This window comes from Akkermansia sp. RCC_12PD (assembly GCF_036417355.1).
Classification (GTDB): Bacteria; Verrucomicrobiota; Verrucomicrobiia; order Verrucomicrobiales; family Akkermansiaceae; genus Akkermansia.
This window is the reverse complement of sequence record NZ_CP143889.1, coordinates 1,811,505-1,834,768: the sequence shown is the minus strand read 5'-3', so window position 1 is coordinate 1,834,768 and position 23,264 is coordinate 1,811,505. Positions and strand designations below refer to the sequence as shown.

General features: G+C 56.4%; 22 protein-coding genes and 1 tRNA gene. 11 read left to right on the top strand and 12 right to left on the bottom strand.

All coding sequences use genetic code 11. The features are described 5' to 3' along the window. Positions 1-20: 20 nt before the first annotated feature. Genes rnpA through yidC form a run of 3 tightly spaced genes read left to right on the top strand, consistent with a single transcriptional unit; the run spans position 21 to position 2,588 of the window. Positions 21-392 carry a ribonuclease P protein component gene (gene rnpA, locus V3C20_RS07790; RefSeq protein WP_130084809.1) on the top strand — a complete coding sequence of 124 codons (372 nt, stop codon included), beginning with the start codon at positions 21-23 and terminating at the stop codon, positions 390-392. Further along, positions 389-637: a membrane protein insertion efficiency factor YidD gene (yidD, locus tag V3C20_RS07785; RefSeq protein ID WP_240042127.1), complete on the top strand. Its 249-nt coding sequence runs from the start codon at positions 389-391 to the stop codon at positions 635-637. The genes rnpA and yidD overlap by 4 nt, the downstream gene beginning before the upstream one ends. Positions 638-692: 55 nt before the next feature. Further along, the gene (gene yidC / locus V3C20_RS07780; RefSeq protein ID WP_130084807.1) at positions 693-2,588 is read left to right on the top strand and encodes a membrane protein insertase YidC; all 1,896 of its coding nucleotides are present in this window, start codon (positions 693-695) and stop codon (positions 2,586-2,588) included. Between the two features lie 463 nt (positions 2,589-3,051). On the opposite strand, the gene V3C20_RS07775 is transcribed toward yidC, so the two are convergent. The 7 genes from V3C20_RS07775 to V3C20_RS07745 are packed head-to-tail and all read right to left on the bottom strand — an operon-like array spanning position 3,052 to position 10,700. Then, the gene (locus tag V3C20_RS07775) at positions 3,052-3,855 is read right to left on the bottom strand and encodes an MBL fold metallo-hydrolase (protein ID WP_130084889.1); all 804 of its coding nucleotides are present in this window, start codon (positions 3,853-3,855) and stop codon (positions 3,052-3,054) included. A gap of 6 nt (positions 3,856-3,861) precedes the next feature. Then, complete coding sequence (ispF, locus tag V3C20_RS07770; RefSeq protein ID WP_130084890.1) at positions 3,862-4,371, bottom strand: 2-C-methyl-D-erythritol 2,4-cyclodiphosphate synthase; 510 nt, start codon at positions 4,369-4,371, stop codon at positions 3,862-3,864. Positions 4,372-4,389: 18 nt separating this feature from the next. Further along, a complete protein-coding gene (locus tag V3C20_RS07765; protein WP_130084891.1) occupies positions 4,390-5,154 on the bottom strand; it encodes an inositol monophosphatase family protein in 765 nt (254 codons plus the stop codon). 24 nt (positions 5,155-5,178) lie between these two features. Further along, complete coding sequence (locus V3C20_RS07760) at positions 5,179-6,972, bottom strand: transglycosylase domain-containing protein (protein WP_130084892.1); 1,794 nt, start codon at positions 6,970-6,972, stop codon at positions 5,179-5,181. A gap of 24 nt (positions 6,973-6,996) precedes the next feature. Then, positions 6,997-9,429: a tetratricopeptide repeat protein gene (locus V3C20_RS07755; RefSeq protein WP_130084893.1), complete on the bottom strand. Its 2,433-nt coding sequence runs from the start codon at positions 9,427-9,429 to the stop codon at positions 6,997-6,999. Continuing rightward, positions 9,426-9,872 (bottom strand): biopolymer transporter ExbD, encoded by a 447-nt coding sequence (locus tag V3C20_RS07750; protein ID WP_130084894.1) that lies wholly within the window; start codon positions 9,870-9,872, stop codon positions 9,426-9,428. Before V3C20_RS07750 ends, V3C20_RS07755 begins: the two co-directional genes overlap by 4 nt. A gap of 36 nt (positions 9,873-9,908) precedes the next feature. Continuing rightward, positions 9,909-10,700: a MotA/TolQ/ExbB proton channel family protein gene (locus tag V3C20_RS07745; RefSeq protein ID WP_161981434.1), complete on the bottom strand. Its 792-nt coding sequence runs from the start codon at positions 10,698-10,700 to the stop codon at positions 9,909-9,911. Positions 10,701-10,810: 110 nt separating this feature from the next. Here V3C20_RS07745 and V3C20_RS07740 point away from each other — a divergent pair, with 110 nt between their 5' ends. Further along, positions 10,811-12,379 carry an excinuclease ABC subunit UvrC gene (locus V3C20_RS07740; RefSeq protein WP_275124809.1) on the top strand — a complete coding sequence of 523 codons (1,569 nt, stop codon included), beginning with the start codon at positions 10,811-10,813 and terminating at the stop codon, positions 12,377-12,379. A gap of 6 nt (positions 12,380-12,385) precedes the next feature. Then, positions 12,386-12,823 (top strand): 23S rRNA (pseudouridine(1915)-N(3))-methyltransferase RlmH, encoded by a 438-nt coding sequence (locus tag V3C20_RS07735; protein WP_130084897.1) that lies wholly within the window; start codon positions 12,386-12,388, stop codon positions 12,821-12,823. A 436-nt stretch (positions 12,824-13,259) separates the two neighbouring features. Here V3C20_RS07735 and rpsI read toward each other — a convergent pair whose 3' ends face one another. Both rpsI and rplM read right to left on the bottom strand, forming a co-directional pair. Further along, entirely contained in the window at positions 13,260-13,655 is a 396-nt protein-coding gene (gene rpsI, locus V3C20_RS07730; RefSeq protein WP_067572667.1) for a 30S ribosomal protein S9, read from the bottom strand. Between the two features lie 15 nt (positions 13,656-13,670). After that, positions 13,671-14,099 (bottom strand): 50S ribosomal protein L13, encoded by a 429-nt coding sequence (gene rplM, locus V3C20_RS07725; protein WP_067572668.1) that lies wholly within the window; start codon positions 14,097-14,099, stop codon positions 13,671-13,673. A gap of 264 nt (positions 14,100-14,363) precedes the next feature. Here rplM and infA point away from each other — a divergent pair, with 264 nt between their 5' ends. The 3 genes from infA (at position 14,364) to radC (ending at position 17,195) form a co-directional block, all read left to right on the top strand. Further along, on the top strand, positions 14,364-14,888 hold the full coding sequence (infA, locus tag V3C20_RS13450) for a translation initiation factor IF-1 (RefSeq protein ID WP_342779014.1): 525 nt from the start codon (positions 14,364-14,366) through the stop codon (positions 14,886-14,888). A gap of 106 nt (positions 14,889-14,994) precedes the next feature. After that, a complete protein-coding gene (locus tag V3C20_RS07715) occupies positions 14,995-16,485 on the top strand; it encodes an NAD(P)H-hydrate dehydratase (RefSeq protein WP_130084898.1) in 1,491 nt (496 codons plus the stop codon). Then, a complete protein-coding gene (radC, locus tag V3C20_RS07710; protein ID WP_130084899.1) occupies positions 16,485-17,195 on the top strand; it encodes a DNA repair protein RadC in 711 nt (236 codons plus the stop codon). Before V3C20_RS07715 ends, radC begins: the two co-directional genes overlap by 1 nt. A 78-nt stretch (positions 17,196-17,273) precedes the next feature. On the opposite strand, the gene V3C20_RS07705 is transcribed toward radC, so the two are convergent. From V3C20_RS07705 to V3C20_RS07695, 3 genes are all read right to left on the bottom strand, one after another. After that, positions 17,274-17,366 (bottom strand) — tRNA-Ser (locus V3C20_RS07705). 359 nt (positions 17,367-17,725) lie between these two features. Further along, positions 17,726-18,541 (bottom strand): hypothetical protein, encoded by an 816-nt coding sequence (locus tag V3C20_RS07700; RefSeq protein ID WP_130084900.1) that lies wholly within the window; start codon positions 18,539-18,541, stop codon positions 17,726-17,728. 45 nt (positions 18,542-18,586) lie between these two features. Then, on the bottom strand, positions 18,587-19,309 hold the full coding sequence (locus V3C20_RS07695; RefSeq protein ID WP_149873402.1) for a hypothetical protein: 723 nt from the start codon (positions 19,307-19,309) through the stop codon (positions 18,587-18,589). Positions 19,310-19,582: 273 nt separating this feature from the next. Here V3C20_RS07695 and dnaX point away from each other — a divergent pair, with 273 nt between their 5' ends. The 3 genes from dnaX (at position 19,583) to V3C20_RS07680 (ending at position 23,254) form a co-directional block, all read left to right on the top strand. Next, a complete protein-coding gene (gene dnaX, locus V3C20_RS07690; RefSeq protein ID WP_130084902.1) occupies positions 19,583-21,811 on the top strand; it encodes a DNA polymerase III subunit gamma/tau in 2,229 nt (742 codons plus the stop codon). A 78-nt stretch (positions 21,812-21,889) separates the two neighbouring features. After that, complete coding sequence (locus tag V3C20_RS07685; protein ID WP_130084903.1) at positions 21,890-22,204, top strand: YbaB/EbfC family nucleoid-associated protein; 315 nt, start codon at positions 21,890-21,892, stop codon at positions 22,202-22,204. A 12-nt stretch (positions 22,205-22,216) separates the two neighbouring features. Then, entirely contained in the window at positions 22,217-23,254 is a 1,038-nt protein-coding gene (locus tag V3C20_RS07680) for an endonuclease/exonuclease/phosphatase family protein (RefSeq protein WP_130084904.1), read from the top strand. The last annotated feature ends 10 nt before the right edge of the window (positions 23,255-23,264 follow it).

Sequence of the window (23,264 nt, the reverse complement as noted above, 5' to 3'; positions counted from 1 at the left end):
CACGGGCCGACCCGCGGGAGATGCGTCTTACTCGTCAACAAAGCATGACCAGGGCATTTCAATTTGCCCGGGTACGCAACGAGGGACCATCCGTAGCAGGTCGGCTTATTGTTTTAAGCGCAGCCCCGCTGGCAGATCCGGAGGAACCTTCCAAATTCGGCATCATCTGCACGAAAAAAATAGGCTGCGCCGTCGTTCGCAACAAGCTCAGACGCCGGGTGCGGGAAATACTCCGGGCACACGGAGAGCCTTTTCAACAGGGCGTGCACATGGTGTGCGTGCTCAGATGGCGGGCGGTGGAAGCCAGCTATTCCGACCTGGAACGGGACTGGCAGAAAGCCGCCCGCAAATTAAAACTGCAACTGCTTTCCGGACAACAAGACACGGCATGATGAAATGGCTGCTTATCACCCTGGTTCGGGGTTACCAATTCTTCATCAGTGCCCCTCTTCACGCGCTGGGGGGCCCCGGTTGCGGCTGCCGTTACACTCCCACCTGTTCCCAATACTTCATCCGGGCCGTCCAGGTCCACGGAGCCTGGCGCGGTTTTATTCTTGGAACATGGCGCATTTTAAGATGCAACCCCTGGGGCGGTTCAGGGTATGATCCCGTGCCGCCTCCCCGCCCTTCCCGCTAACTCACTTTTCTCCCTCTCCCTGTAAAACTCTTTTCCAACCAAGCTATATCACATTATGGATCGCACTTCATGGATCATTGTCGGCGTCTGCGCCGCCCTTCTGGGCCTGAACATTTACCTCGGCAACAATAAAAAGGAAACACCCGTTACGGCGCCTCCCGTCGCCGTCCAGCAGCCGGTTTCCGCCGTAAACACTGCCGCGCCGGGAACTTCAACAGCCTCCGAACCCGCTACTTCAGGACAGCTTTCCGCCAATCAGGCCCTGGAGGAAGACAAGAACAATCCGATCACCCTCGTGGCTACAGAAGAGGTGGATGGCCAGCAAAAGCCCTTCATCACTTACACTTTCAACCGCATCGGCGGCTCCATCGGTGGCGTCACTCTTCACAACGACATTGTAGACACACAGAAGGTTACGGACCACAACATCACCATCAACGAGGCGCAGAACCGGGGCATTGGCGAACTCGTCTTCAACATGGACGCCACGCAGGACCCTTCCTATGACAACACGGTGTACAAGGAAGTCAAGCGCACGGCGGACTCCGTCACCCTGGAAGGCTATGACGCCGCGCGCCAGCTTTTCATTTCCAAGACCTACACGCTCCACCCCGTCACGGACTCTTCCGGAAAAGTGCTCCCCGGCAGCAAATACATCATCCGCCTGACCGTCTCCCTTCTCAACAAAGCCCCCAATGTCCAGGATTTGCGCTATCTGGGCATCTTTGCAGGGAGTGCCTACCCCATCGCCAAGAGCGAACCCAAGGATACCTACACCCACCTTTTCTACCATGCGGACGGCTCCCTGGAACAGGAGGCCCCCTCCCACTTCACGGGCGGCTTTTTCAGCACCGCCAAGCCCCGCGTGCTGGAAGGCCCACTGAAGGACCTGACCTACGCCGGGGTGATGAGCCAGTACTACGCCACCATCCTCATTCCGCAGGAACAATCCGCAGGCTCCACGGTGTACGCCACGCGCCAGGAATTTCCCCTAGCCCATGAAAACAATGCCTTGGTGCCCGGTGTGACCCTGGCCATGGGTATTCCCAACCTGGCCATGGCGCCCAACGAGATCAAGACACTCACCTACGATATTTACACAGGCCCCAAATTCAATGCCTATCTGCGCGACCTGAACCTTACCTATCCCGCCATCAGCGACATCATGGCCTACGGCTGGCTCGTCTTCCTGAGCGTGCCGATGAACTGGCTGCTCAACCTGTTCCACGGGTGGTTCGGCAACTGGGGCGTAGCCATCATCTGCATGACCATCGTCGTCCGTGCTCTTATCTGGCCGCTGCACAAAAAATCCTATCTGGCAATGAAGCGCATGTCCCTGGTTCAGCCGGAAATGGCGAAACTCAAGGAAAAATATCCGGACGACCCCCAGAAGGTGAACATGGAAATGATGAAGCTGTACCAGAAATACGGCATCAATCCGGCCAGCGGCTGCGTACCCATGCTCATCCAGATTCCCATCTTCTTCGCCTTCTACCGCGTGCTTCAATATTCCGCGGAACTGCGGGGACAGCCCTTCTGCCTGTGGATGACGGACTTGTCCCTGCCCGATACCGTCGGCCACCTGTTCGGCATCCCGATCAACATCCTGCCGCTCATCATGGCCGTCACGATGATCGTGCAAATGCGGATGACACCGCAGGCGGGCGAACGTTCCCAGCGCATCATCATGAATCTGATGCCCCTGATGTTCTTCCTGTTCTGTTATAACTTCGCTTCCGCCCTGGCCCTGTACTGGACCACGCAGAACCTCATTTCCATCGGCCAGACGGCGCTGATTCGCCGCCTGCCCATGCCCGTGCTGGCTCCGTCCCAGAAGAAGAAAAAGCCCGGCTTCTTCCAGCGGATGATGGAACAGCAGCGCGTGGCCCTGGAAGAGCAGCAGCGCAAAGCCAAGGGGCGCAACATGCGCAATGTGACGCCCAAAAAATAGGCGGACGCTTTTATTCCTCCTTCCCTTTCACAGTGCGCCCGATCATGCGGGCGCACTTTTTTGCGTTCACGGAGGAACATACCCTCACGGAAAGACCAGATCCGGGATGCAGGGAAAAGAAAGGTATAAGTTAACGGAACGCCACCTTCTAAAAAACCGGACTTCCTTTTCAAGAAGTCCGGTTTCTCTCGTCTATATCATGTAATTGTTCATGGGAGCGGTTTGTTGCTGAAAACATTACCGCATCCACTCAATGGCAAACTAGCGGATTAAGAATCCGCGGTTGGAAACATTATTGTTATGAAATAATACAATCCACTAGTCAGCAGTATATTATAAAATTATCAAATTCCAGTGCTCTTTTGTATTGTTTGCTCAGTAAACATGATCTTATGATCAAATCCCTTAAACGCCAAAAATTGTCATTGACCGCGGATTCTTAATCCGCCTCTATTTCGCCAAATTAAAGGGCGACAATATCAGCGTCATCCGGAATGACCAGGTTGCCGGAATAATACATCCGCCCTTCCTGAGAATATAAGGAACGGCGGCAGGCAAGATTACTGTCTTCCGTATGCCAAAGCACCAGATTGGGAATGTTCATCCTTTCCGCCAGCTCGCAGGCATCCTTGACCGTGCTGTGGTATTTTTCATAGGGCTTGAACACGTCGGCCTGCGAATGCAGGCAAAAGGCTTCGCTAAGCAGCCAGCGGGCGCCGCGGACATAAGGCTCGCAGGCATCGCGGTACGGTTCGTCTCCCAGGAAAACAAGCCTGCCTCCCCCGTTCAGCACCGTGGAAAAGCCGAACTGGCGCGTCTTGTCCGAATGAATGTCAAAACAGGTCAGCCGGTACGGTACGGCGTTCACTTCCTCTCCATCTTCCACCGGAACCATGAAGATGCGTTCCCCGACCAGACGCACAACCCTTTTGTCCAGCGTCATGCGTACCAGGCATTCCAGATCCGCCGCCAGTTCCCGGTGGCAATAAACCGTAAACGTTCCTTCATAACGGTCCTGAGTCATCATGGTCCCGATGAGGCGGATCACCCATACCATGCCCAGCATGTGGTCCGTGTGCCGGTGGGAAAGAAAAGCGTGATGCATCCTTTCCACCGGAACTTTCATATGTTTCAAAATGCCCAGGATGCCATTGCCTCCGCCGGCGTCCACCAGCAGGAATTCCTTGCCGTCCGTCAGGGAAAAACAGGTATTGTAGCATTCCGTGACGGTGGCGTTCCCCGTGCCGAAAACCAGGAGGCGATCCATAAACGGTTACGGCTGCAACTCTTCTTCCGGCATCAGGATGGACGCCACGGCAAAGGCGGCGATGCCTTCCCGGCGCCCCAGCGCGCCAAGCTGCTCATTCGTGGTGGCCTTTACCCCCACTCGGGCGGCTGAGATGCCCAGTGCGGAACCCAGAGCGTTTTTCATCTGCTCCAGATACGGAGAAATGCGCGGTGCTTCCGCAATCAGGGAGGAATCCACGTTGACCACGCGGCCGCCGCGTTCCCGGATCAGGGAAACGGCCTTGGCCACAATGTCCAGGGAGGAAATGTCCTTGCAGGCGGGATCGCCCGGAGGGAACCAGAAGCCGATGTCCGGCAGTCCGGCGGCGCCCAGCAGGGCGTCCGCAACGGCATGGCTCAGGACGTCCGCATCGGAATGGCCGTCCAGCCCTCTGCCGGAGGGAATGTGTACGCCGCCCAGCATCAGCGGGCGGGGGGCTTCCGCAAAACGGTGAATGTCGTAACCCAGCCCGGTCAGTGCAATCATGATGTTCATCCGTCAATAGTACTGGGGTTATTCTCCGAGGGCTTCCACGATCGGGATGCATCCGTTCCAGGCAACAATGGCGAACTGTTCCGGATTGTCCTTCTTCGGTTCCAGAATCACCTTTCCTCCGGCGGCTTCCACCAGCAGGACGCCGGCGGCAATGTCCCAGATGGAAATGACGCTTTCCACATAGGCGTCAAACCTGCCGCAGGCAATGTAGGCGAGAGCGAGGGCGGCGGAACCGTTGTTGCGCACCTTGCGCACCTGCCAGGCGATTTTGGCAAAGCGTTCAATTCCCTTTTCCTTGGAACCGTCCGTCTTCCCGTGCCCCACGAATACGACGGCCTCCGCCATGCGCTTCCGGAAGCTGCAATGCATCGGTACGCCGTTCATGTACGGAACACCGCCTTTTTCCACATGCCAGCATTCGTCCATCATGGGATCGTAAATCACGCCCAGCACCACTTCCCCGCCGCGGCGGAGGGCGATGGACACACAAAACCACGGAATGGTATAGAAATAATTCACCGTGCCGTCAATGGGGTCCACGATCCATTCGTTTTCGCTGTTCCGGTCTCCGGTGTAGCCTTCCTCCCCCAGCACGGCGTGAGTGGGGAAAGCGGAGAGGATTTCCTCCGTGATCAGTTTCTGGGACAGCTTGTCCAGTTCCAGCTTGATGTCGTTCTGGCTGGCTTCATCCACCTTCTTCCGGTCATAAAAATGCTTTTTCAGGAAGGCTCCGGCGGACTTGGCCGCCCGGATGGCTACGGTCATTTCAGGCGAGTGGTTCATGATATGTTTGAATAAAAAAATCGTTTAAAGGGAGGTCTGCCCCTGCGGAGTTTCCTGCTCGCGGCGCTCGGCGGCAGCAGCCTTTCTGGCCTCTTCCGCTCGGATGTACACGTTCTCCGCCAGTGTAGAACATGTCTTCGCCAGGGCGGCGGAAACACCCCTTTTCTTGTATACGGCTTCATCCGGGGCATCGAATCCGACCCAGACGTACACGGTATAATAACGGCCTCTGACAGAGGAGAAATGCCCGCTATATTCAGGCAACGCCACATTCACGACCGTCCTTCTGGTACGTTCGTCATAGCGGAAGGGGGGAAGCCCCGCCACCAGATGGACGGATTCCCGCGGAAGGATTTCACGGTGGGTTTCCTCCGAAGAAGGAGCATTCACCATCACCAGGTTTTTTTTGGTCGTTCCCACCTGGCGGACTGCGGAAAGCTGCACGTTGAGTCCGCCGTTGCCAATCATGTACAGCGCGTTGACGGCATCCGCCAGGGACGTGCGGAACTTCCCGGCATACAGTTCCGGAGAACGCGGCAAATCCCCCTTGTACCCGGCTTTTCCCGCCGTTTCAATGACAGTGTTGAATCCCACGCCGCGCCCCGTCACTTCCGGGTTGCTGCGGATGACGGTCCGGCGCTGGTCCACGGCGCACAGGTTGACGACAGGCGTGAACAATTCACCGGGCATTACCTTTGCCTGCCATCTGTCCACGCCGTCCAGGGCGGAGCGGCCTCCCGTAACGGCCAGTATGTCGCCTTTGCGGGAATCCACGCACAACACGGCAGCCTGGACGCAGCCTTTCAGATGGTTGTCCACCCTCTTCGGAAGGCCGCTCCATACAGGGGAATTCTCCAAAGCAATGAGGGCCGGCTCACTCATCTCCTCTACCATTCTCTGAAAATCCAAATCCAGCGTGGTCATCACAAAAATGCTGGAAGTCTCTTCCTGCTGGTCACAGCAGGCAAGACTGCCCAATTCACGGGAAATCACCAGAATGGGATAGGACGCGGGGCTGGCCTCCTTTTCTCCCGCCACGGTCATCGGTTCCGAGGATGCCTTCCACATTTGCTCTTGGGTGATGAATTCGCATTCAAGCATGCGTTCCAGCGTGGCATTGCGCACCTTGACGGCGGCCTCCGGGCTGGAAACGGGGTTGTATATGGAAGGGCCGCGCACCAGCCCGGCCAGCGTGGCGCATTCCGCCAGAGTCAGGTCTCCCACTTTTTTGCCGAAATACAGATCCGCGGCCTGGGCGATGCCGTAGCATTGCTGGCCGAAGTAAATCCGGTTCAGGTAGGCCGTCAATATTTCATCCTTGGAATATTTTCCTTCTATACGGCGGGCTACGGCCATCTCCAGGATTTTCCGGTCCAGCGTTTTTCCCCCCAGTTCATAACAATTCCGGGCAAGCTGCATGGTGATGGTGGAAGCTCCCTGCGCATAGGAGAGGGTGGTCAGGTTCCGGCAGATGGAGCGGATGATGGACGTGTAAACGATGCCGCCGTGATCGAAAAAGGCTTCGTCCTCCCGCGCGATGAAGGCGTTCACCAGATTATCCGGCAATTCATGGCGCGCTACGTAAACGCGGTCGTGGTCCGTCAGGGTGCCTATCCACTGGCCGTTCCGGTCATAGGCGGCGCAGTTTTCCAGGGGAGCCAGAACTTCGTCCAGATTATACTGGTCCGCCCGCCACGCGTAAATGATCAGGATGATGATGAACGAGATAGGGATGATGCTCAGCCACAGCAGGACGCGCCCCAGATTGCGGGGCAGCAATCCGAACAGATCATACCATCTTTTGCGCCTGTTCTCCATTCCGTTTCCAATCGTTCCAGACGTCTAGCGGGCATCCGGCGGCAGTGACTCCCCTTCCTGCTTCCAGTCCGGGAATTCCTTCTGCAGGCGGGCGCGGTACTGGGAAGCCTCCGACTTGCGGCCGGCCTTGTCCAGAGCTTCCGCCGCCTTGAACAGGGCCTTGGGTTTCAGCTCCGCGTCGTTGACGAACAACTCCGCCGTAACGCCGTAATGCTTGGCTGCCTCATCAAATTTCTTTTCCGCATAGGAGATGTCCCCCAGCACGATTTTCAGAGAGGCCATCAGGGGGCCTTCCACCCCCAGGGCAAGCGCTTCCTCCGCCGTTTTCCGGGCATCCGCATACTTGCCCAGGCCCAGCAGGATGGAGGCTTTGTCCAGCATGCCGTCCGCACGGCGGTAGGGCTGGTCCTCCACCTTCAGGAAGTTGTTGGAAGCCACAAGGGCGCGGTCATACTTTTTCAAGGCCAGGCGCACTTTCGCCAGATTGCGCCAGATCACTTTCTTCACGTTCTGGAGCTGGTCGTTCTGGGTGGCCCAGGTCATGTACTTGTCCGCCGTCTCCAGATCCTTCATTCCGTAAGCCTGAAGGCCCAGCCATGCGGGAATCACGTCCGGCACGCGGGACACGGCCGCCGGGTTTTCCTTCTGGAGGGTTTCCAGGGCCTCCTTCAATTTGTTTACGTCCTGGAGCTTGTGGTAGGAAAGAACGGTGAGGACGTTGACCTGTTCCCCATATTTCTGGGGGTCCAGCGTCTTGGCCTCCGACATGTGGCTGATAGAGGATTGAAAATCCCCCTGGTCAAACGCCGCACGGCCCAGCAGGAAATGGGCTTCCGCCAGGGCGGCGGGGGAGGCCTTCGGAAAATTCTTGATCAGCCCTTCGTAATACTTCGCCATATTTACCAGGTCCTGGCGGCCGGCATAAATCTGCGCGGCCCTCTGCCAGGCGGCGGCCGCGGATTCCTCCTTCGGCCAGCGCGCAATTACCCGGTCAAAATCCTGCAGGGCCTCTGTTTCCTTTTTGGTCTTGGCGTACATGTCTCCCCGCAGGGTCAGGGCTTCGCAGATGCGGGGATCGCGGGGATATCCGTCAATGAAAGTCGTCAGCAGCTTGGCGGCCATTTCCCGGTTGCCTGCCTGGGCAACGGCCCAGGCACTCTTGTAAAGAATATCCGGGCGCATCTTGGGCGGAAGCTTGTCAAAATTGATGCTCCCGTAAAATTTGGCCGCATCCGCGGGGCTGGTGCTGAACAGGCTCTCCGCCGCCATCAAACGTACCATGTCGTGGAGTTCGCTGGTGGGAAACGCCTTGGCATAATGATTCAGGAAACTCTGGGCTCGCTGAGGCAGATCCTTTTGCTTGAGTTCCTTGTAGCACAAAAGCCGGTAGAAGGAAGCCTGCATGGCCTCCTGCGTGTAAGGCACGGTTTTTTCCGCCTCCAGGAAGAACTCCGCCCCCTTCTGGTATTCCTTTAGCTTGTAGGCGGTCTGGCCCATCAGCATCAGCAGGCGCACCTGGCCTTCCTTGGTCGGCATCTTCATCCCCTTCTGCTGTTCGTACTGGGCCATGACCTCCTTGTACTTGCCCATGTGGTACAAACCCAGAAGCAGCCCCATGCGGGCCTCCGGCGCCATTTCCTTCAGAGTTTCATCTTTCAGTATCTGTTCATAAAGGCTCTGCGCCTCCGCGTTCTTCTTCAGCTTGGTGGCCAGCGTTGCCGCCTGCAGAATGGCAATGCCACGGTTTCTTGCATCCACTCCGGGCGTGTCCAGCACCTTGCGGTATTCGGCATACGCCTCTCCCAGACGGCCGGAATCAGCACACAAGGCGGCATATCCCATACGGGCTACCAGGACGAATTTTTTGTCCGCCTGGGGATTGCCGATCACCGCGCAAAACATGTTGGCAGCAGCTTCCGGATTACCGCTGGCCAGAAAAAGGCGTCCCAAACGGTATTGAGCATCCACCTTCAAATCATTCTGCTCCGCGCTGCGGATAACAAGCTGGTAATACTGGATGGCCTTGTCCGTCTCTCCGGCGGCGGAGGCATCCGTAGCCAGACGGTAGGCGGAAGCGGCGACCAGAGCCGGGGTTCCCGTCTGCGTCAGCCTCTGGAAGAGAGTATGGGCTTCCTCTTTCCTTCCGAGCTCCGTCAGGCACATGGCCGCGCGGTATTCTGCCAGAGGAGCCTGGGGGGAACGGGGGAACCGCTGGGACAATTCAAGGTACTTGCGCAGGCTCAGATCAAGCAGGCGCGCATATTCCTGCGGGTTCGCCTTCGTCTGCGGCTCCTGGGATTGCTTGTACAGCATGTCCGCCATGTCCAGGCTGTCCTGCTCCGGATTGGCAACCAGCGGACCGTCGTCCACCGGAGCGGCGTCCGGGATATGCTCCTGGGCGACGGCGCATACTGCCAGGGCCGCCAGTCCGGCACTGATGGGAAAAAGGGATTTCATGAAGATTGAGGAGTGAAAACGTTGATGGAAGACGGAGACGGAGGCCTCGTGGAGAAAGACACATTGTTGAGCCCGGCCTTCAGGCAGGCGTCCATCACGTGCACGACTGTGCCGGATTCCGCCTTTTCATCCACGCGGATGCGGACGAGCATGGTTTTGTCCAAGCGGGCGACGGAAAGAAGTTTCTCCTCCAGTTCCGGCATCGTGTACGGCTGGCGGTTGATCATCACCGTGCCGTCCTTGCGGATGTTCACGATGATCTCATTGGTGGCGTTCTCCCCGGGCTTGGGTGTCTCCGCGGACGGGAGGGTGATGGAAAGGTCCGGTTCGTCATCCTCAAAAGTCTGCGTCACGACGAAAAATACCAGCAGCAGAAACACGATATCCAGCATGGGCGCCAGCTGGAACCCGATGGGGTTGGGCATCTTGTAACGAAACTTCATATGATCTTCCGGTGTTGCTGGCTGGGATATCCCCGGTTAAAGTCCGCGCACGTCACGCAGGGAGGTGGGATCCACGGGGACCCGGGGAAGTTCTTCCTCATGAAAAGCTCCGGCAGGGCCTGAGCGTGGCTTGTGGAGCTGGGTGGCCACTACGGAAACGCTGTGCGTCACGGCGGCCTCCAGGTCTCCCACGCGCTTGTGCACCTGGCTGCGGAAATACACATAGGCCAGAATGGCGGGAATCCCCAGCAGAAGTCCCCCTGCCGTGGTAATCAGGGCTTCCGCCACGCCCCCCGCCATGTCGATGCGCTGCTTGCCGCCGGAAAAATCCCCGTTGGCGATCTCGAAAAAGGTTTTCATCATCCCGACGACCGTACCCAGCAGCCCCAGCATGGGGGCCAGCGCGCCGATGTCCGACAGCCAGGAAATCTGACGGCTCATGAAACCGGCCTGGCGCCCACCTTCTGCGGCGGCGATTTCCCTTACTTCCTCAAACTGGGCGGAAGGGTTGCGCTGCATGAAATTAGCTACCGTCAGCATCACGCGCGCATAACAGGAATCGCCGTTCTTGCAGAGAATGGCCAGTCCCGTGTAATCGCGCTTGCGGATAAAGGACTCCGCCTGCTCCACCAGCTTGGGGGGAAGTACGGCGGCGGCGCGGGTGGAAAAACAGCACATGACCAGAACGACGACGCCCCCTATGGACAGCAGGAGAAGCGGCCACATGATGAAGCCCCCTTTCATGAACAGCTCGGAAAGAGGGTAATTTCTATCGCCCACGACAAAGTCCATGGCGCTGGCCAGGGTGGAAAATGATACAGGATTCATACAAAAGACATAATGATTATACAGAAGAAGTCTTCCTAGGCAAGCCAACTGCCCGTAATGCAGTACGTTTCCGCAGTTCCCTTTCTTGCCGCCTATGGCATAATAGCTGTGTGGCAGATCATGAAACACCAACATTGAAGGAGCTTTGGAGACAGACTCCGCACAAACCCGGAGTCTACATTATGAAGGATGCCCAGGGCAATACCATTTACGTAGGAAAGGCGAAGGACCTTCACCGCCGCCTGGCGAGCTACTTTTCCCCTACCGGAGCCACGCTGGCCAACCACAAGACCCGCGCACTCATCAACGCCATCGCCTCCTTTGACTATTTTGAAACCCGCAACGATCACGAGGCCTTCCTGCTGGAAAGCAAGCTCATCAAGCAGTACCGGCCCCATTACAACATCCAGCTCAAGGACGACAAGCGCTATCCCCTCCTGAAAATTCCCAAGGGGGAACGCCTGCCGCGCTTCCAGCTCTCCCGGGTACGCAAGGAGGACGGCGCGCGCTACTTCGGCCCCTTTGTCCATTCCCAGGCCCTGTACGCCACCCAGGAATGGCTCAACAGACATTTCCGGCTCCGCACCTGCAAAGTGAAAAATCCCGGATTGAACGACTTCAAGCACTGCCATGCGGACGTCATCCGCAACTGTTCCGCGCCGTGCGTAGGCCGCATCTCCGTGGAAAACTACAACAGAAACTTTGAACAGGCCGTGCGCCTGCTGGAAGGAGTGGGGAAGAAGAACGCGCTGGACGCGCTGACTGAAGAAATGATGCAGGCCGCCGACAGTCTGGACTTTGAACGCGCCGCGTACCTGAGGAATATCAGGGATAACCTGATCAAGACGCTGGAACCGGCGCGCCGGTTCCAGAAAGGCACCCCCAACCTTCCCGGCACCGTGCGCCCGGAGGAAGACATGAAGGAACTGGGCGAGGCACTGGGACTGGACGAACCGCCCGCCATCATGGAATGCTTTGACATCTCCAACGTCTCTTCCAACCACATTGTAGCCTCCATGGTGCGCTTCACCAACGGCAAACCGGACAACAAGGCCTACCGCCGCTACCGCATCCGCACGGTGGACGGGCAGAACGACTTCGCCTCCATGTCGGAAGTTATCAGGCGGCGCTATTCCCGCATCCTGATGGAAAGCGATGCTGTGGCCTCCCGGCCGCCGGACATGACGCTGTACCAGTGGCTCAAGAAACTCAGTGCGGAGGGAAAGGCCCCCATCAAAGTTCCGGACCTTGTAGTGGTAGACGGCGGCAAAGGACAGCTTTCTTCCGCCCTGGCGGACCTGGAGGCCATCGGCCTGGGAGACATGCCCATCGTGGGACTGGCCAAGCAAAGGGAGGAAATCTTCTTCCCGCACCAGCCGGAACCGCTCCGCCTGCCCCACAGCATGGGAGCCCTCAAGCTCATGCAGCGCATCCGGGACGAAGCCCACCGTTTCGCTAACGGATACAACGAACTATTATACCGAAAACGCATGAAGGAAAGCGCGCTGGACGATGCCCCCGGCATGAGCGCGGCGAAAAAACAGCTGCTGCTGGAAAAATTCAAATCCGTAGCCGCCATCAGAAAAGCGGACCCGGCCTCCATCGCTGCTATTCGCGGCATTTCGGAAACCTGGGCCCGTGCCCTGCTGGACTATCTTAACACTCCATCCAAATACTGACCCCACATGCAATTTCTCATATTGGCCGCAGGAAAACCTGCGCTGAACTATGCCCGGGAGGGCGTGGAACTTTACCTCAACCGCCTCAAGCCATTCGGCAAGACGGAACTGAAACTTGTCAAAGACGGCAATTCCAGAGACGTTTCCGAACGGCTGCTGACAGCCAGCGAAGGATGTTTGCGCATCGCCATGGACGAGAGAGGCGAGCTCTGGACCACGAACAAACTGGCAACACTGGCGCAGAACTGGCAAATGCGCTCCGTGCGCCGCATTGCTTTTCTTGTCGGGGCATCGGACGGCCACACGGAAGAACTGCGCTCCCGGTGCGATCATATTCTGGCCTTGAGCAAATTCACCTTGCAGCATGAACTGGCACTCGTCGTTCTTCTGGAACAGCTTTACCGTTGCCATACCATCCTGGCGGGAACACCATACCACCGGTAATCCCCACGGGGCCTCCCCTTCCCGGAACAGAATTTGCCGGAAACGGATTTCTTTTCCAACCATGCAGAAGAATTTCTCCGGACCAGCGGCAAAGACGGGGATGACTCTGCCGGCGCATGCAAAAAAATACCCGGTGCAGTTGCGGCCGGATATTTTGAACCATTAAAAGGAAAAAATAAACTTAACGGAGGTGCCTGAAAATCAGTTTATGAAAATCTAAAAAAGACCCGCTTTCCAACGAGGGCTTTTTTCAAAAGGAGTCCTTCGCATTAAAATATTTTCCTTAAAATTTTAGAGTTAACTCCGGATAAGCAATCCGTTTCATCCCCTTATGACGTTTTTACCAACGTAAAAGAGCTGCCCCACTGAAAAGTGGAACAGCTCTTTTTCCGAGAAAGAAATGGTAAATGCCAGTTCCTTCGCAACCAGCCCAAGCTTAGCGCTTGGAGAACTGGTAACGCTTGCGGGCACCGGGACGGCCAGCCTTCTTGCGTTCCTTCATGCGGGAATCACGGGTCAAAAGACCGAATTCACGCAGTTGGGCGCGGGAAGCTTCATCAACCATTACCAGAGCGCGGGCAATCGCCATGCGAATGGCGCCAACCTGGCCATGAATGCCACCGCCCTTGGTGACGACATTCACGTCAAATTTGTTCATGGTATTGGTGACCTGGAAAGGTTGAAGAACGGCGTTCTGCAACTGAATGGTGGGAAGGTATTCTTCAAAACCGCGGCGATTGATCGTGATGCGGCCGGAGCCTTCAGTAAGCCAAGCGTGTGCAATGGCGGTCTTGCGACGGCCGGTGGCGTTGTATGGGGTTGTCTGACTCATGTCTGGGAAAATCGGTTAAAGGGTAACGGCGGTAGGCTGCTGTGCTTCATGCGGGTGGCTGGCTCCGGCGTAAACCTTCAGCTTGGTCATCTGCTGACGGCCCAAACGTGTATGGGGGACCATGCCCTTTACAGCCAGTTCCAGAAGAAGCTCGGGACGACGGGCGCGGATTTTCCGGGGCGTTTCCACCTGCTTGCCGCCGACGTAGCCGGAGAAACGGGTGTAAATTTTGGCATTTTCCTTGTTGCCGGTCAGCACCACCTTGTCCGCGTTCACGATGATGACAAAGTCGCCACAATCAACGTGCGGGGTAAAAATCGTCTTGTTCTTGCCACGCAAAATGTTGGCCGCTTCAACGGCGACACGGCCGAGCACCTTGTCGGCAGCGTCTATAACATACCATTTGCGCTCTACTTCTTGCGGTTTGGCTGAGAAGGTCTTCATGGTTTAATTCTTCGTTCTCGTTTTTCGGCATCCTGCCGTAATCTTCCAATTCGGGGGCGCATTCCTAATGATTATTCACGTAAATGTCAAATACTTTTTCTCTTTTACACCGCTTTTAGCCCCTTTTTTCCCTTCTGTCTGCGGAATTGTTGCTTAATTATGACGTTTCCACACTCAGGGCTTGCTCTCACGGAAATATCGCCTATCATGCGCCTGCGCAAAAATTCGTATCCGCGCGTTTGCTAACCTAACAAGGAGAATCATATCAGCCCGAATCCAAGACCCAGCAGCCGCCCTTCCGGCGGACAGAATTCCCGCCCCGGCGCACGCCCGGCAGGCGGAGGCAGTGCAAGACCGGCCGGCAACGGCAACAGGCCCGCCGGCCCGGCCAGACCTGGCCAGCCGCGCCCGGCAGGACAGACCGGCGGAGCAGCAGGCCCGAGAACGGGCGGAGGGCCGGGAGGATCGCGTCCCGCGGGAGGCCCCGGACGGCCGCGCCCGCAAGGTGGCACAGGCGCAGGACGGCAGACCAGGGGCAGAAAGCATTTCAGCAAATCCGCACCCAAGGAGGAAAGCTCCGAAAGCCAGGTTGAAGTGGAAGGCACTATCTGCGCAGTGCTTGCAGGCACCATGTTCAAGGTGCGCCTTCCCAACGGGCACGAAGTTTTGGCCCACATCTCCGGCAAGATGCGCAAGCGTTTCATCAAAATCGTAGTAGGTGACAAGGTCCGCATGGAAATGTCTCCCTATGACATGACCAAGGCGCGCATCACGTTCCGCATCGGTTAGCCGTTTCCCGGATTTTTCCGGATTGACTCCTTTCGTAAAAAACCTTCTCCGGCTTGCAGGAGAAGGTTTTTTTGCGTATAGTGCGGGCTGATTCCATTAACGCGTCATGAAAATTTGCTCCACGGAAAACATGCGGATTGCGGAACGAGAACTCATCATCAGCGGAACGCCGGCCAGAACCCTCATGCAACAGGCATCTGCCGGCATCGCGGAAGCCATCATGCAGTTCTTTCCCATTCCCGGCCTCTGCGTGGCTTATCTGGGCAAAGGCAACAATGCCGGGGATGCCATCACCGTTCTCGACATTCTCCAGCGGCACGGATGGGATACAGGATTCCGCGCCGCCTATCCGCGTTCCCAATGGGGGGAACTGCCCCTCAGGCAGTTTGCGGAAATATCACCGCCCCTGTTGGAATACCAGGAAGCACCACTTCCTGTTACGGGCAAGCCGATGGTTCTTCTGGACGGCCTGCTGGGCATTGGGGCTTCCGGCCTGCTGAACAAGGAAATAGCGGACCTTTGCGTGGAAATGAACTACCTGCGCGACCGTTGCGGAGCCGTCCGTACGGTGGCGGTAGACATCCCCACCGGAATAGATCCGGACACGGGCATGCCTCAGGAACACGCCGTGGAAGCGGACTTCACCATGTGCATAGGGGCTGTCAAGCAGGGTCTTCTGGATGACGACGCTACGCTGTATGCAGGACGCCTGGTGTGTATTGAACTCCCCGGCCTCCATGTACAAGCTCTTCCCGCCACGGAAATCATCACCTCTTCCCGCCTCACCAAATTTCTCTCCGCACGGCCTTATACGGACTATAAAAACAAGCGTGGCCACCTGGGCGTCATTGCCGGCTCGGAAGGCATGCTGGGAGCCGCGCGGCTCTGCTGTGAAGCTGCCCTGCGGGCCGGAGCAGGTCTGGTCACCCTGCATGTCCACCGTTCCGTCTATCCCGTGGCGGCGGCGTGCATGCCTCCGGAAATCATGGTTAAACCTGTGGACAGTTATGCAGACATTTCCATCCGCTCTTTCAGCGCGTTTCTCCTGGGGCCGGGAATCGGCTCCGTATCGGAGGAAGACGCCGAAGCCATACGCATCATTCTGGAAACCGATACTCCTGCCCTGCTGGATGCCGACGGCCTCAATCTGGCCGCGGCCATGCAGTGGAAACTGGGAAAACACATTCTGGCGACTCCCCATCACGGAGAGATCCGCCGTCTGCTGCCGGAAGCGGATGACTGCTCCATCCGGGCGGACATTGCGGACTTCTTCCTCGCGGAGCATGAGGCGGCCCTCATCTACAAGGGAGCCCGCAGCATCGTCACGCAAAGGGGTAAACCCTTATTCTACAACATCACGGGAGGACCCGCCATGGCGACGGCGGGACAGGGCGACGTGCTTGCCGGAGTCTGCGGAGGATTCATCGCGCAGGGAGAATCCCTCCTGGTGTCTGCCGTGCTGGGAACCTATCTGTGCGGCAGGGCTTCGGAACTGGCCATCTCCAGCGGAGCGGCCACCCAGCAAAGCTTGACCGCCGGAGACACTCTCCGCCATCTGCCCGCCGCGCTTCTTTCCACCGCCCGCCTCTGCTACTAATGATCTCCCGCAAACTTCAGGATCTTCCCTCACAATCGCTGCCCCGTGAAAAACTCATCCGCCAAGGCAGACACAGCCTCAGCAACGCGGAACTCCTTGCCATTTTCCTCAGAATGGGCATTAAGGGGAAAAATGTGTTGGACATGTCTTCCGACCTAATCCAGGCGGCAGGTTCCCTGGATGCCTTGGCCCATATGGAAGCCGCAGAAATAGCGGAAATCTGCAAGGGTATAGGAATGGCGAAAGCGTCCACCCTGTGCGCCGCATTTGAATTGGGTGCCCGGGCTCTTCGGGAGACTCTGACAAGACGCCCGCTCAACACGCCGGAGGACATTTACGACTATCTGACCACGGCTATGCGCTGGAAAGACAAGGAAATAGTGCTTGTTCTTCTTCTGGACGCCCAGTGCCACCTCATCAAGCCCGTCGAAATTTCCACGGGGACCCTGAATGAATCCATTGCCCACCCGCGCGACATCCTGCGCCCGGCCGTCATTCATAATGCCTACGGCTTCATCCTGGCGCACAATCATCCGAGTGGCGACCCGACCCCCAGCCAAGCGGACAATGCCCTGACCAAACGTATCCAGGAATCAGCCCAATTGCTGGGAATCCGTTTTTTGGACCATATCATCATCGGAAAACCAACGTCGGTGGTGCAGAGAAATTATTACAGCTATAACAGCTATGGTATGAAAAAGCCGGTCTGACCGGATACGTCTTTTTCCCTTCGGACTTTCCAGTATGAAAAAAGCCCGTCTGTGAAGACGGGCTCAATCAATAAAAACTGGCGGAGAGAGTGGGATTCGAACCCACGGTGAGATTTGCGTCCCACGTTCGATTTCGAGTCGAGTGCCTTAGACCAGCTCAGCCATCTCTCCGCTTGGAAATCGAAGCTTTTTGTATAGGGTTTGCAGGAAGGTGTAAAGCACAGAATCACTGGTGCCCCTTAATTCAAACGCTTTTAGCGTCTGGGAGTGGCCAGAGGCCCAAGCGTAGCCTCCGCTTCAAATCTTTGCGACTTGTTATGAGGAAGAGCGCTCTTTTCAGGACCGGGCGGCGGCTGAGGCACACGCTCATGTTCCTTGGGCTCCATCAGCCAGGAACAGGAAGAAGCAAGCAAAAAGGAAAAAGACGCAAGCAGTAGAACTCCTGTAGATTGTTTCATCATTCCGTATAAAAGTTGAACCCCACTATGCCGGAAGCACAGCGGGGTTCAAGAAAAATGCGTGACAGAACCTTATCTGGCGGATTGAACCGGACGCAGAAGCTGCACCATGTCGCCGGGCTGGATGCTCATGCCCGCAGGGACGCTGTCCTTGACGATGTCGGCCACCGTCTGGTTCTTTTCCAAGGAAGTCACTTTCAGCTTGCCGATACTGCGGCCGTTGCGGGTGACAAGCAGAACCGTGTTCTGGTCAATGTTGCTGCCCTGTCCGGCGCCAATGACCACAAAGCCCCACTGGGGATCCACGGACAACACTGGATATTCCCCGCTGTTCTTGGCAAGCGCGGCACGGTATTCAGCCTGTTCCTTCTGGCGATTGGCCAGTTCGGTAGCCTGCTCCGTACGCTTCTTGGCGGCAATTTCCGTTGCTCCCTTGATCTGGTCGATTTCTTCCTGAAGCTTCTTGTTGGCGTTTTCCGTGGCTTCCATCCTGGCCTGGATTTCTTCAACACTGGAAACACCGAATTCACTTAACTGAGTCCGAAGTTCCTGAACCTGCTGGTTAATCTTGGACAGATCGGCATTCAGCTTTACTTCCTCCTCTTTCAATTCCGCTGCCTTGGAAAGCTGTTCATCACGCTGCTGAGTTACGGAAGCCTTGTTGGAAATGAGGCTCAGGTTTTCTTCCGCAGCACGCCCGCGGTTCTTGATCATGTCATTGCGTAATCCCGTCCAATCCCGGATCTCCTTGTCCAGAACCTTGCGATAGGCAATCATTTCCTTGAAATCCTGATATTGGCCATTGATGCCGAAAACACCGCTGAGACCGGAGAACCAAGCGCCTGCTCCTGCGGCAAGAATCAATAAAACTACTAAGACAGTTTTCATTGTGTATATAGATGAGAGTGTATGATGAGTTTTGAACCGGGAAAATTACGGACGGACGGATACGACGACGTCTCCGGCCTCAACACGTTCACCAGCGGCAACGGTGCTGGGAAGAACGGTTGCTGTGGAAACACGGGATTCAACGGCATTCACGTCAAGTTCGGCAATCTTGTTGCCGTCTCTCATCACGGCCAGCTTGGAACCGGGCACAACGCCCAGGTCGGCAGCGCCGCCTTCAATCACGACTACATTGAAATCATCAATCACCTGGGAAACCCTGGTCTTCAAATTGGGGGGGGAAAGATGGGCGTCCTGGTCGGCCTTGAGCTGGCGGAGAGCATTGTTGTTGACGACAAGCTGTTCCGTTTCCGCGACAATGGCATCATGCTTGGATTGTTCCCCCTGCTTGACCACTTGCAACTGCTTGGATTCTTCTTCAAGTCCTTTGATTCTGTCGGCAATAGCCTGAATACTTTCCATATCCTTGCTCTTGGACCGGAGGTCCGCCAAGGCAGTCTGCTGGGTTTGCAGCTCGGATTTCTTGGCTTCATTGGCGGAGGCCAGCTCCTGGTTCGCGGCTTCCAGTTCATCCTTTTGCTTGGTCAGGGCATTGATGTCGGCCGTAAGCCCTTCATTCTTGACGAGGAACTCCACGTATTTGGTCTTTTCACTCGTAAATTCGTCCCGAAGGGCGCTCAAATTTTTATAACGAGAGCCGCATTCCTTGCGCTCCTTGGTTAGAGCTTCCTCGTTATCAAGATAATACATGGCTCCACCGAGAAGAGCGATGACCAAGGCTGCGATTGATATTTTAACCCACATAGGAAATAATAGAGATGAGAAGGTTCCTGTTACTTTTGTGAGATTGGCATGAACATTTTCAGATTTCAACATCAAAATGACATCCTCATCGTTTTCTTGATATTTTTTTCAGAGCGGTTACGTAAGAAGAGGTCAAAAGCGTAATCTTATCAGCATCTTAAAACAATTACACTCTATTTTCTTTTCAAATAGAGCCGCATCTTTTAGTCTTCCTGAACCGTGAGTTACCAGGTCTTTGCCAGAAAATATCGTCCTCTGACATTCAATGACGTCCTTGGACAGGATCACGTCGTCCAGACGCTGAAAAATGCCATTGAACACAATCGCCTCGCCCATGCGTATCTTTTCGTAGGTCCCCGCGGCACAGGAAAAACATCCACTGCCAGAATTTTCGCAAAAGCCCTGAATTGTACCGACGGCCCGAAAGTGGACTTCGACCCGCACGAAGATATTTGCGAGGAAATTGCGGAAGGACGCAGCCTGGACGTTCTGGAAATTGACGGCGCTTCCAACCGCGGCATCGACCACATCCGGGATTTGAGGGACAATGTGCGCTTTGCACCCAGCCGAGGCAACTTCCGCATTGTTTATATAGACGAGGTGCACATGCTTACAAAGGAATCCTTCAATGCACTTCTCAAAACGCTGGAAGAACCGCCACAGCACGTCAAATTCATTTTCGCGACCACGGAGCCGCACAAAATCCTGCCGACCATTCTTTCCCGCTGTCAGCGTTTCGACCTGCGTCCCATCCCTTCTGAAATCATTGCCAACCACCTGCTCCACATCGCCTCCGCCGAGGGAATCTCCCTGAGCAGGGAGGCTGCATTCGCCGTAGCGAAAGTGGCGGACGGCGGCATGCGGGATGCCCAGTCCATGCTGGACCAGCTGGTCTCCTTCTGCGGCGACCATATTGAAGAACAACAGGTCCTCCACATTTTCGGCATCACCTCACGGGAAACTGTAGCCCAAGCGCTGGCGCTGATTCTCAAAAAGGAACTACCCAGCCTTCTCCACCTTCTCCATGAACAGGCGGAAGCGGGCAGGGACATGGGACAGTTCCTTTCCGAAATCATTTCCTCCGTCCGGGAAATCCTCGTCGCCAAGGTGGACCCGGAAGCAAACTTCGATTCTCTGCCGGAGGCGTCCAAAGAGGAACTTACCGGACTCGTCAAGCGCACTCAAACGGACAAGATACTGCGTCTGGTGGAAGTGCTGGCGGAAACAGAAGATAAAATGCGGTGGTCCACCAATAAAAGGCTGCATCTGGAAATGGGTCTGATCAAAGCCGTTCACGCTCTGGCGGAGGCAAGCATCAGCGATATCATCATGGCTCTGGAAGGAGCGCCGTTGCCTTCCTCCCTGCCGCAGGCCGCTCCCGCCTCAACAAATCCGGCTGCTCCAGCATCCGTCTCCTCCATTCCACAGGAATCCAACAGCCAGCCCATTCAGTCCTCCCCTGCCCCCACAGCCAATCCGGCATCCTTTGCGGACATTCCGTCTCCTGCGCCCGCAACACCTGATATCCATGAGGACAAGGACCTCATGGATCCCGTTCCACAATTCTCTGCATCCAGCAAGGACACGACAGCCATCGTTCAGGAAAGTGAAGCGGAATACGGAACGCCGACCCCTGCGGAAGAAAAACCTTCTCCCTCCCCCGTATTGGCCTCTCCGGAACGAGAACCGGAAGTTTCCGCAACTGCCGCGGAGGAAGCTCCCCTTCCCTCTATCTCCGATGAAGAGCCGCCATTCCTGGAACCGGAAACATCTCCTGCGCCCGCACCTCAGCCGGAGCAGAAACAACCAGAAGAAACGCCACGGATTACATCCGCTCTTTCAGACACTCCCGTAGCCCCCCCGGACACCACGGAACCGACCTTCATGGACCCGGAAGAAGGGCTCCCGCCGGAGAAGCGCACCAGCAGTTTTTTCGATAACCTCTTTGGCATGGAAAGCACTCCTGCCCGTCCTGTTTCCGCAAACCAGAAAGAAAAACAGGAAGAACAGCCGCGCCCTGCTGCCAAAACCATTACAGAAGCGGACTGGAAAGCCGCACTGGAACAAGCGGCCGTCAAATTCCCCCTTCAGGCGGATTTCCTGGCCGGAAGCGTCTTCTCCGGCCATGACGGGGCGTTTGTTACGGTGGTCTTCCACCCCTCTGACCGCCAGGGCATGGACAGTCTGGCATCCGGACCTCTCCGAGCCGCACTGGAAGCCGATCTCTCCCTCCGTTCAGGTACTCCGGTGGTCCTCACCGTCCGTGCAGACGCTTCCGTTCCCGAGCCCATCCAGGAACAACTGGAACCGCTGCCCGCTCCCCCCCCCCGTCCACCCCGGAGGCCGCCCCCAAATCCCAGGAACCGCAAAGAAAACCTGCCGCTCCCGTTCAGGAGACGCCCCCACGGGAGAACGATGCAGAAGACTCCTATTATACAGACCCTCTGATTGACGCAGCCATGGAGATATTCCGTGCCCGCATCATTTCCCAATAAACAAGAACACCCATATCCACATTATAAAGCCATGAATATTATGAAAATGATGAAGCAGGTCCAGCAAATGCAATCCGGACTTGCCGCCGCCCAGGAAAAACTGGCCTCCCAGACCGTCACCTCGGAAGGTGCGGGCGGCAAGGTTAAAGTTACCGCTACCTGTGACGGCAACATTACGGAACTATTCATTGATCCCTCCATCATTGACCCCTCAGATGCGGAATTCCTTCAGGAGCTTGTGTTGAAAACCATCAATGACGCCATCGTCAAAGGCAAGGAAACCGCTGCGGCAGAAATGAAGAAACTGACCGGAGGGCTGGATCTACCTCCCGGCATGGGCATTTAACCCATCACCACGGTGCACAGGCTCAGAAGACGCAAACACCTGGCGGAACCGCCCGCGCTATCCGGAGTCAACCAGCTCGGGAAAGCTCTGGGTTGTGTCTCCCTGTGCCTGTGGGTCATCATTGCCACCATCTTCTGGTCCGGATCGGACACGATGGCGTTCATGACTTCCCTGCCCCTCTGGGCATGCTGCCTCATGTTCGCCTTCCCGGCGCTTATTGCGTGGCTGGTCTTCGGCTCGCGCATCGGCCTTCTGGGCGTCATTGTCTGGGTTGCCTACGGCATCATGACTACGGACTTTCTCCAGCCGATCTCCAGAACCGGCATGGAGTATTACAAAATGCCCCCATCCCCCGACAACCGCCATATAAGAATACTCACCTTGTACGGCGCATGCGGGGAGAACCCGCCCATTGAACAGATATCCAAGCTCCGGGCGGATGTCATCTTCCTCCAGGGCTGCAGCAACCACAACCGCACGCTCAAATTCGCCTACAGCATCTTCGGCCGCACCGCCCATATCAAGCAGATAGGAAGTTGCGCCATTATCGTCCGCCACGGACAAATGGGACCGGTACACAGCATCACAGACACGGCAGGTCTCATCGTGGACTGGATTCCGGAAAGCTCATCCCTGGCGATACGGCTGATCAATCTCAGCCTGGATCCCTTTGAACACCGTTTTGACCTGTACTCCCCCGCCTGTTGGAAGTACTTCCATACCCTCCGCTTTGTCCACCGCAAACAAATCCAGTACCTGTTCGACACTCTCCGGGAAGTGGGGGTTCAGGGAGGGGAACTACCCATCATTCTGGCGGGGAACTTTAATGCGGCGCCTCAATCCCCCATTTTTGTAAAATTCAACAAGGACTTTCAGGACTGCTTCAAACTCAAAGGGGCCGGATACGGCGCCACGCAGCCCGTGGATTTTCCCCTGCTCCGTCTGGACCGCGTCTTCTGCACGCATCCACTCCGTCCGGAACGGGCCTGCACCGTCCTTGTTCCGGACACGTTCAGACGTTCCATTCTGGCGGATATATCCATGCCGTAATCTCCGCGCC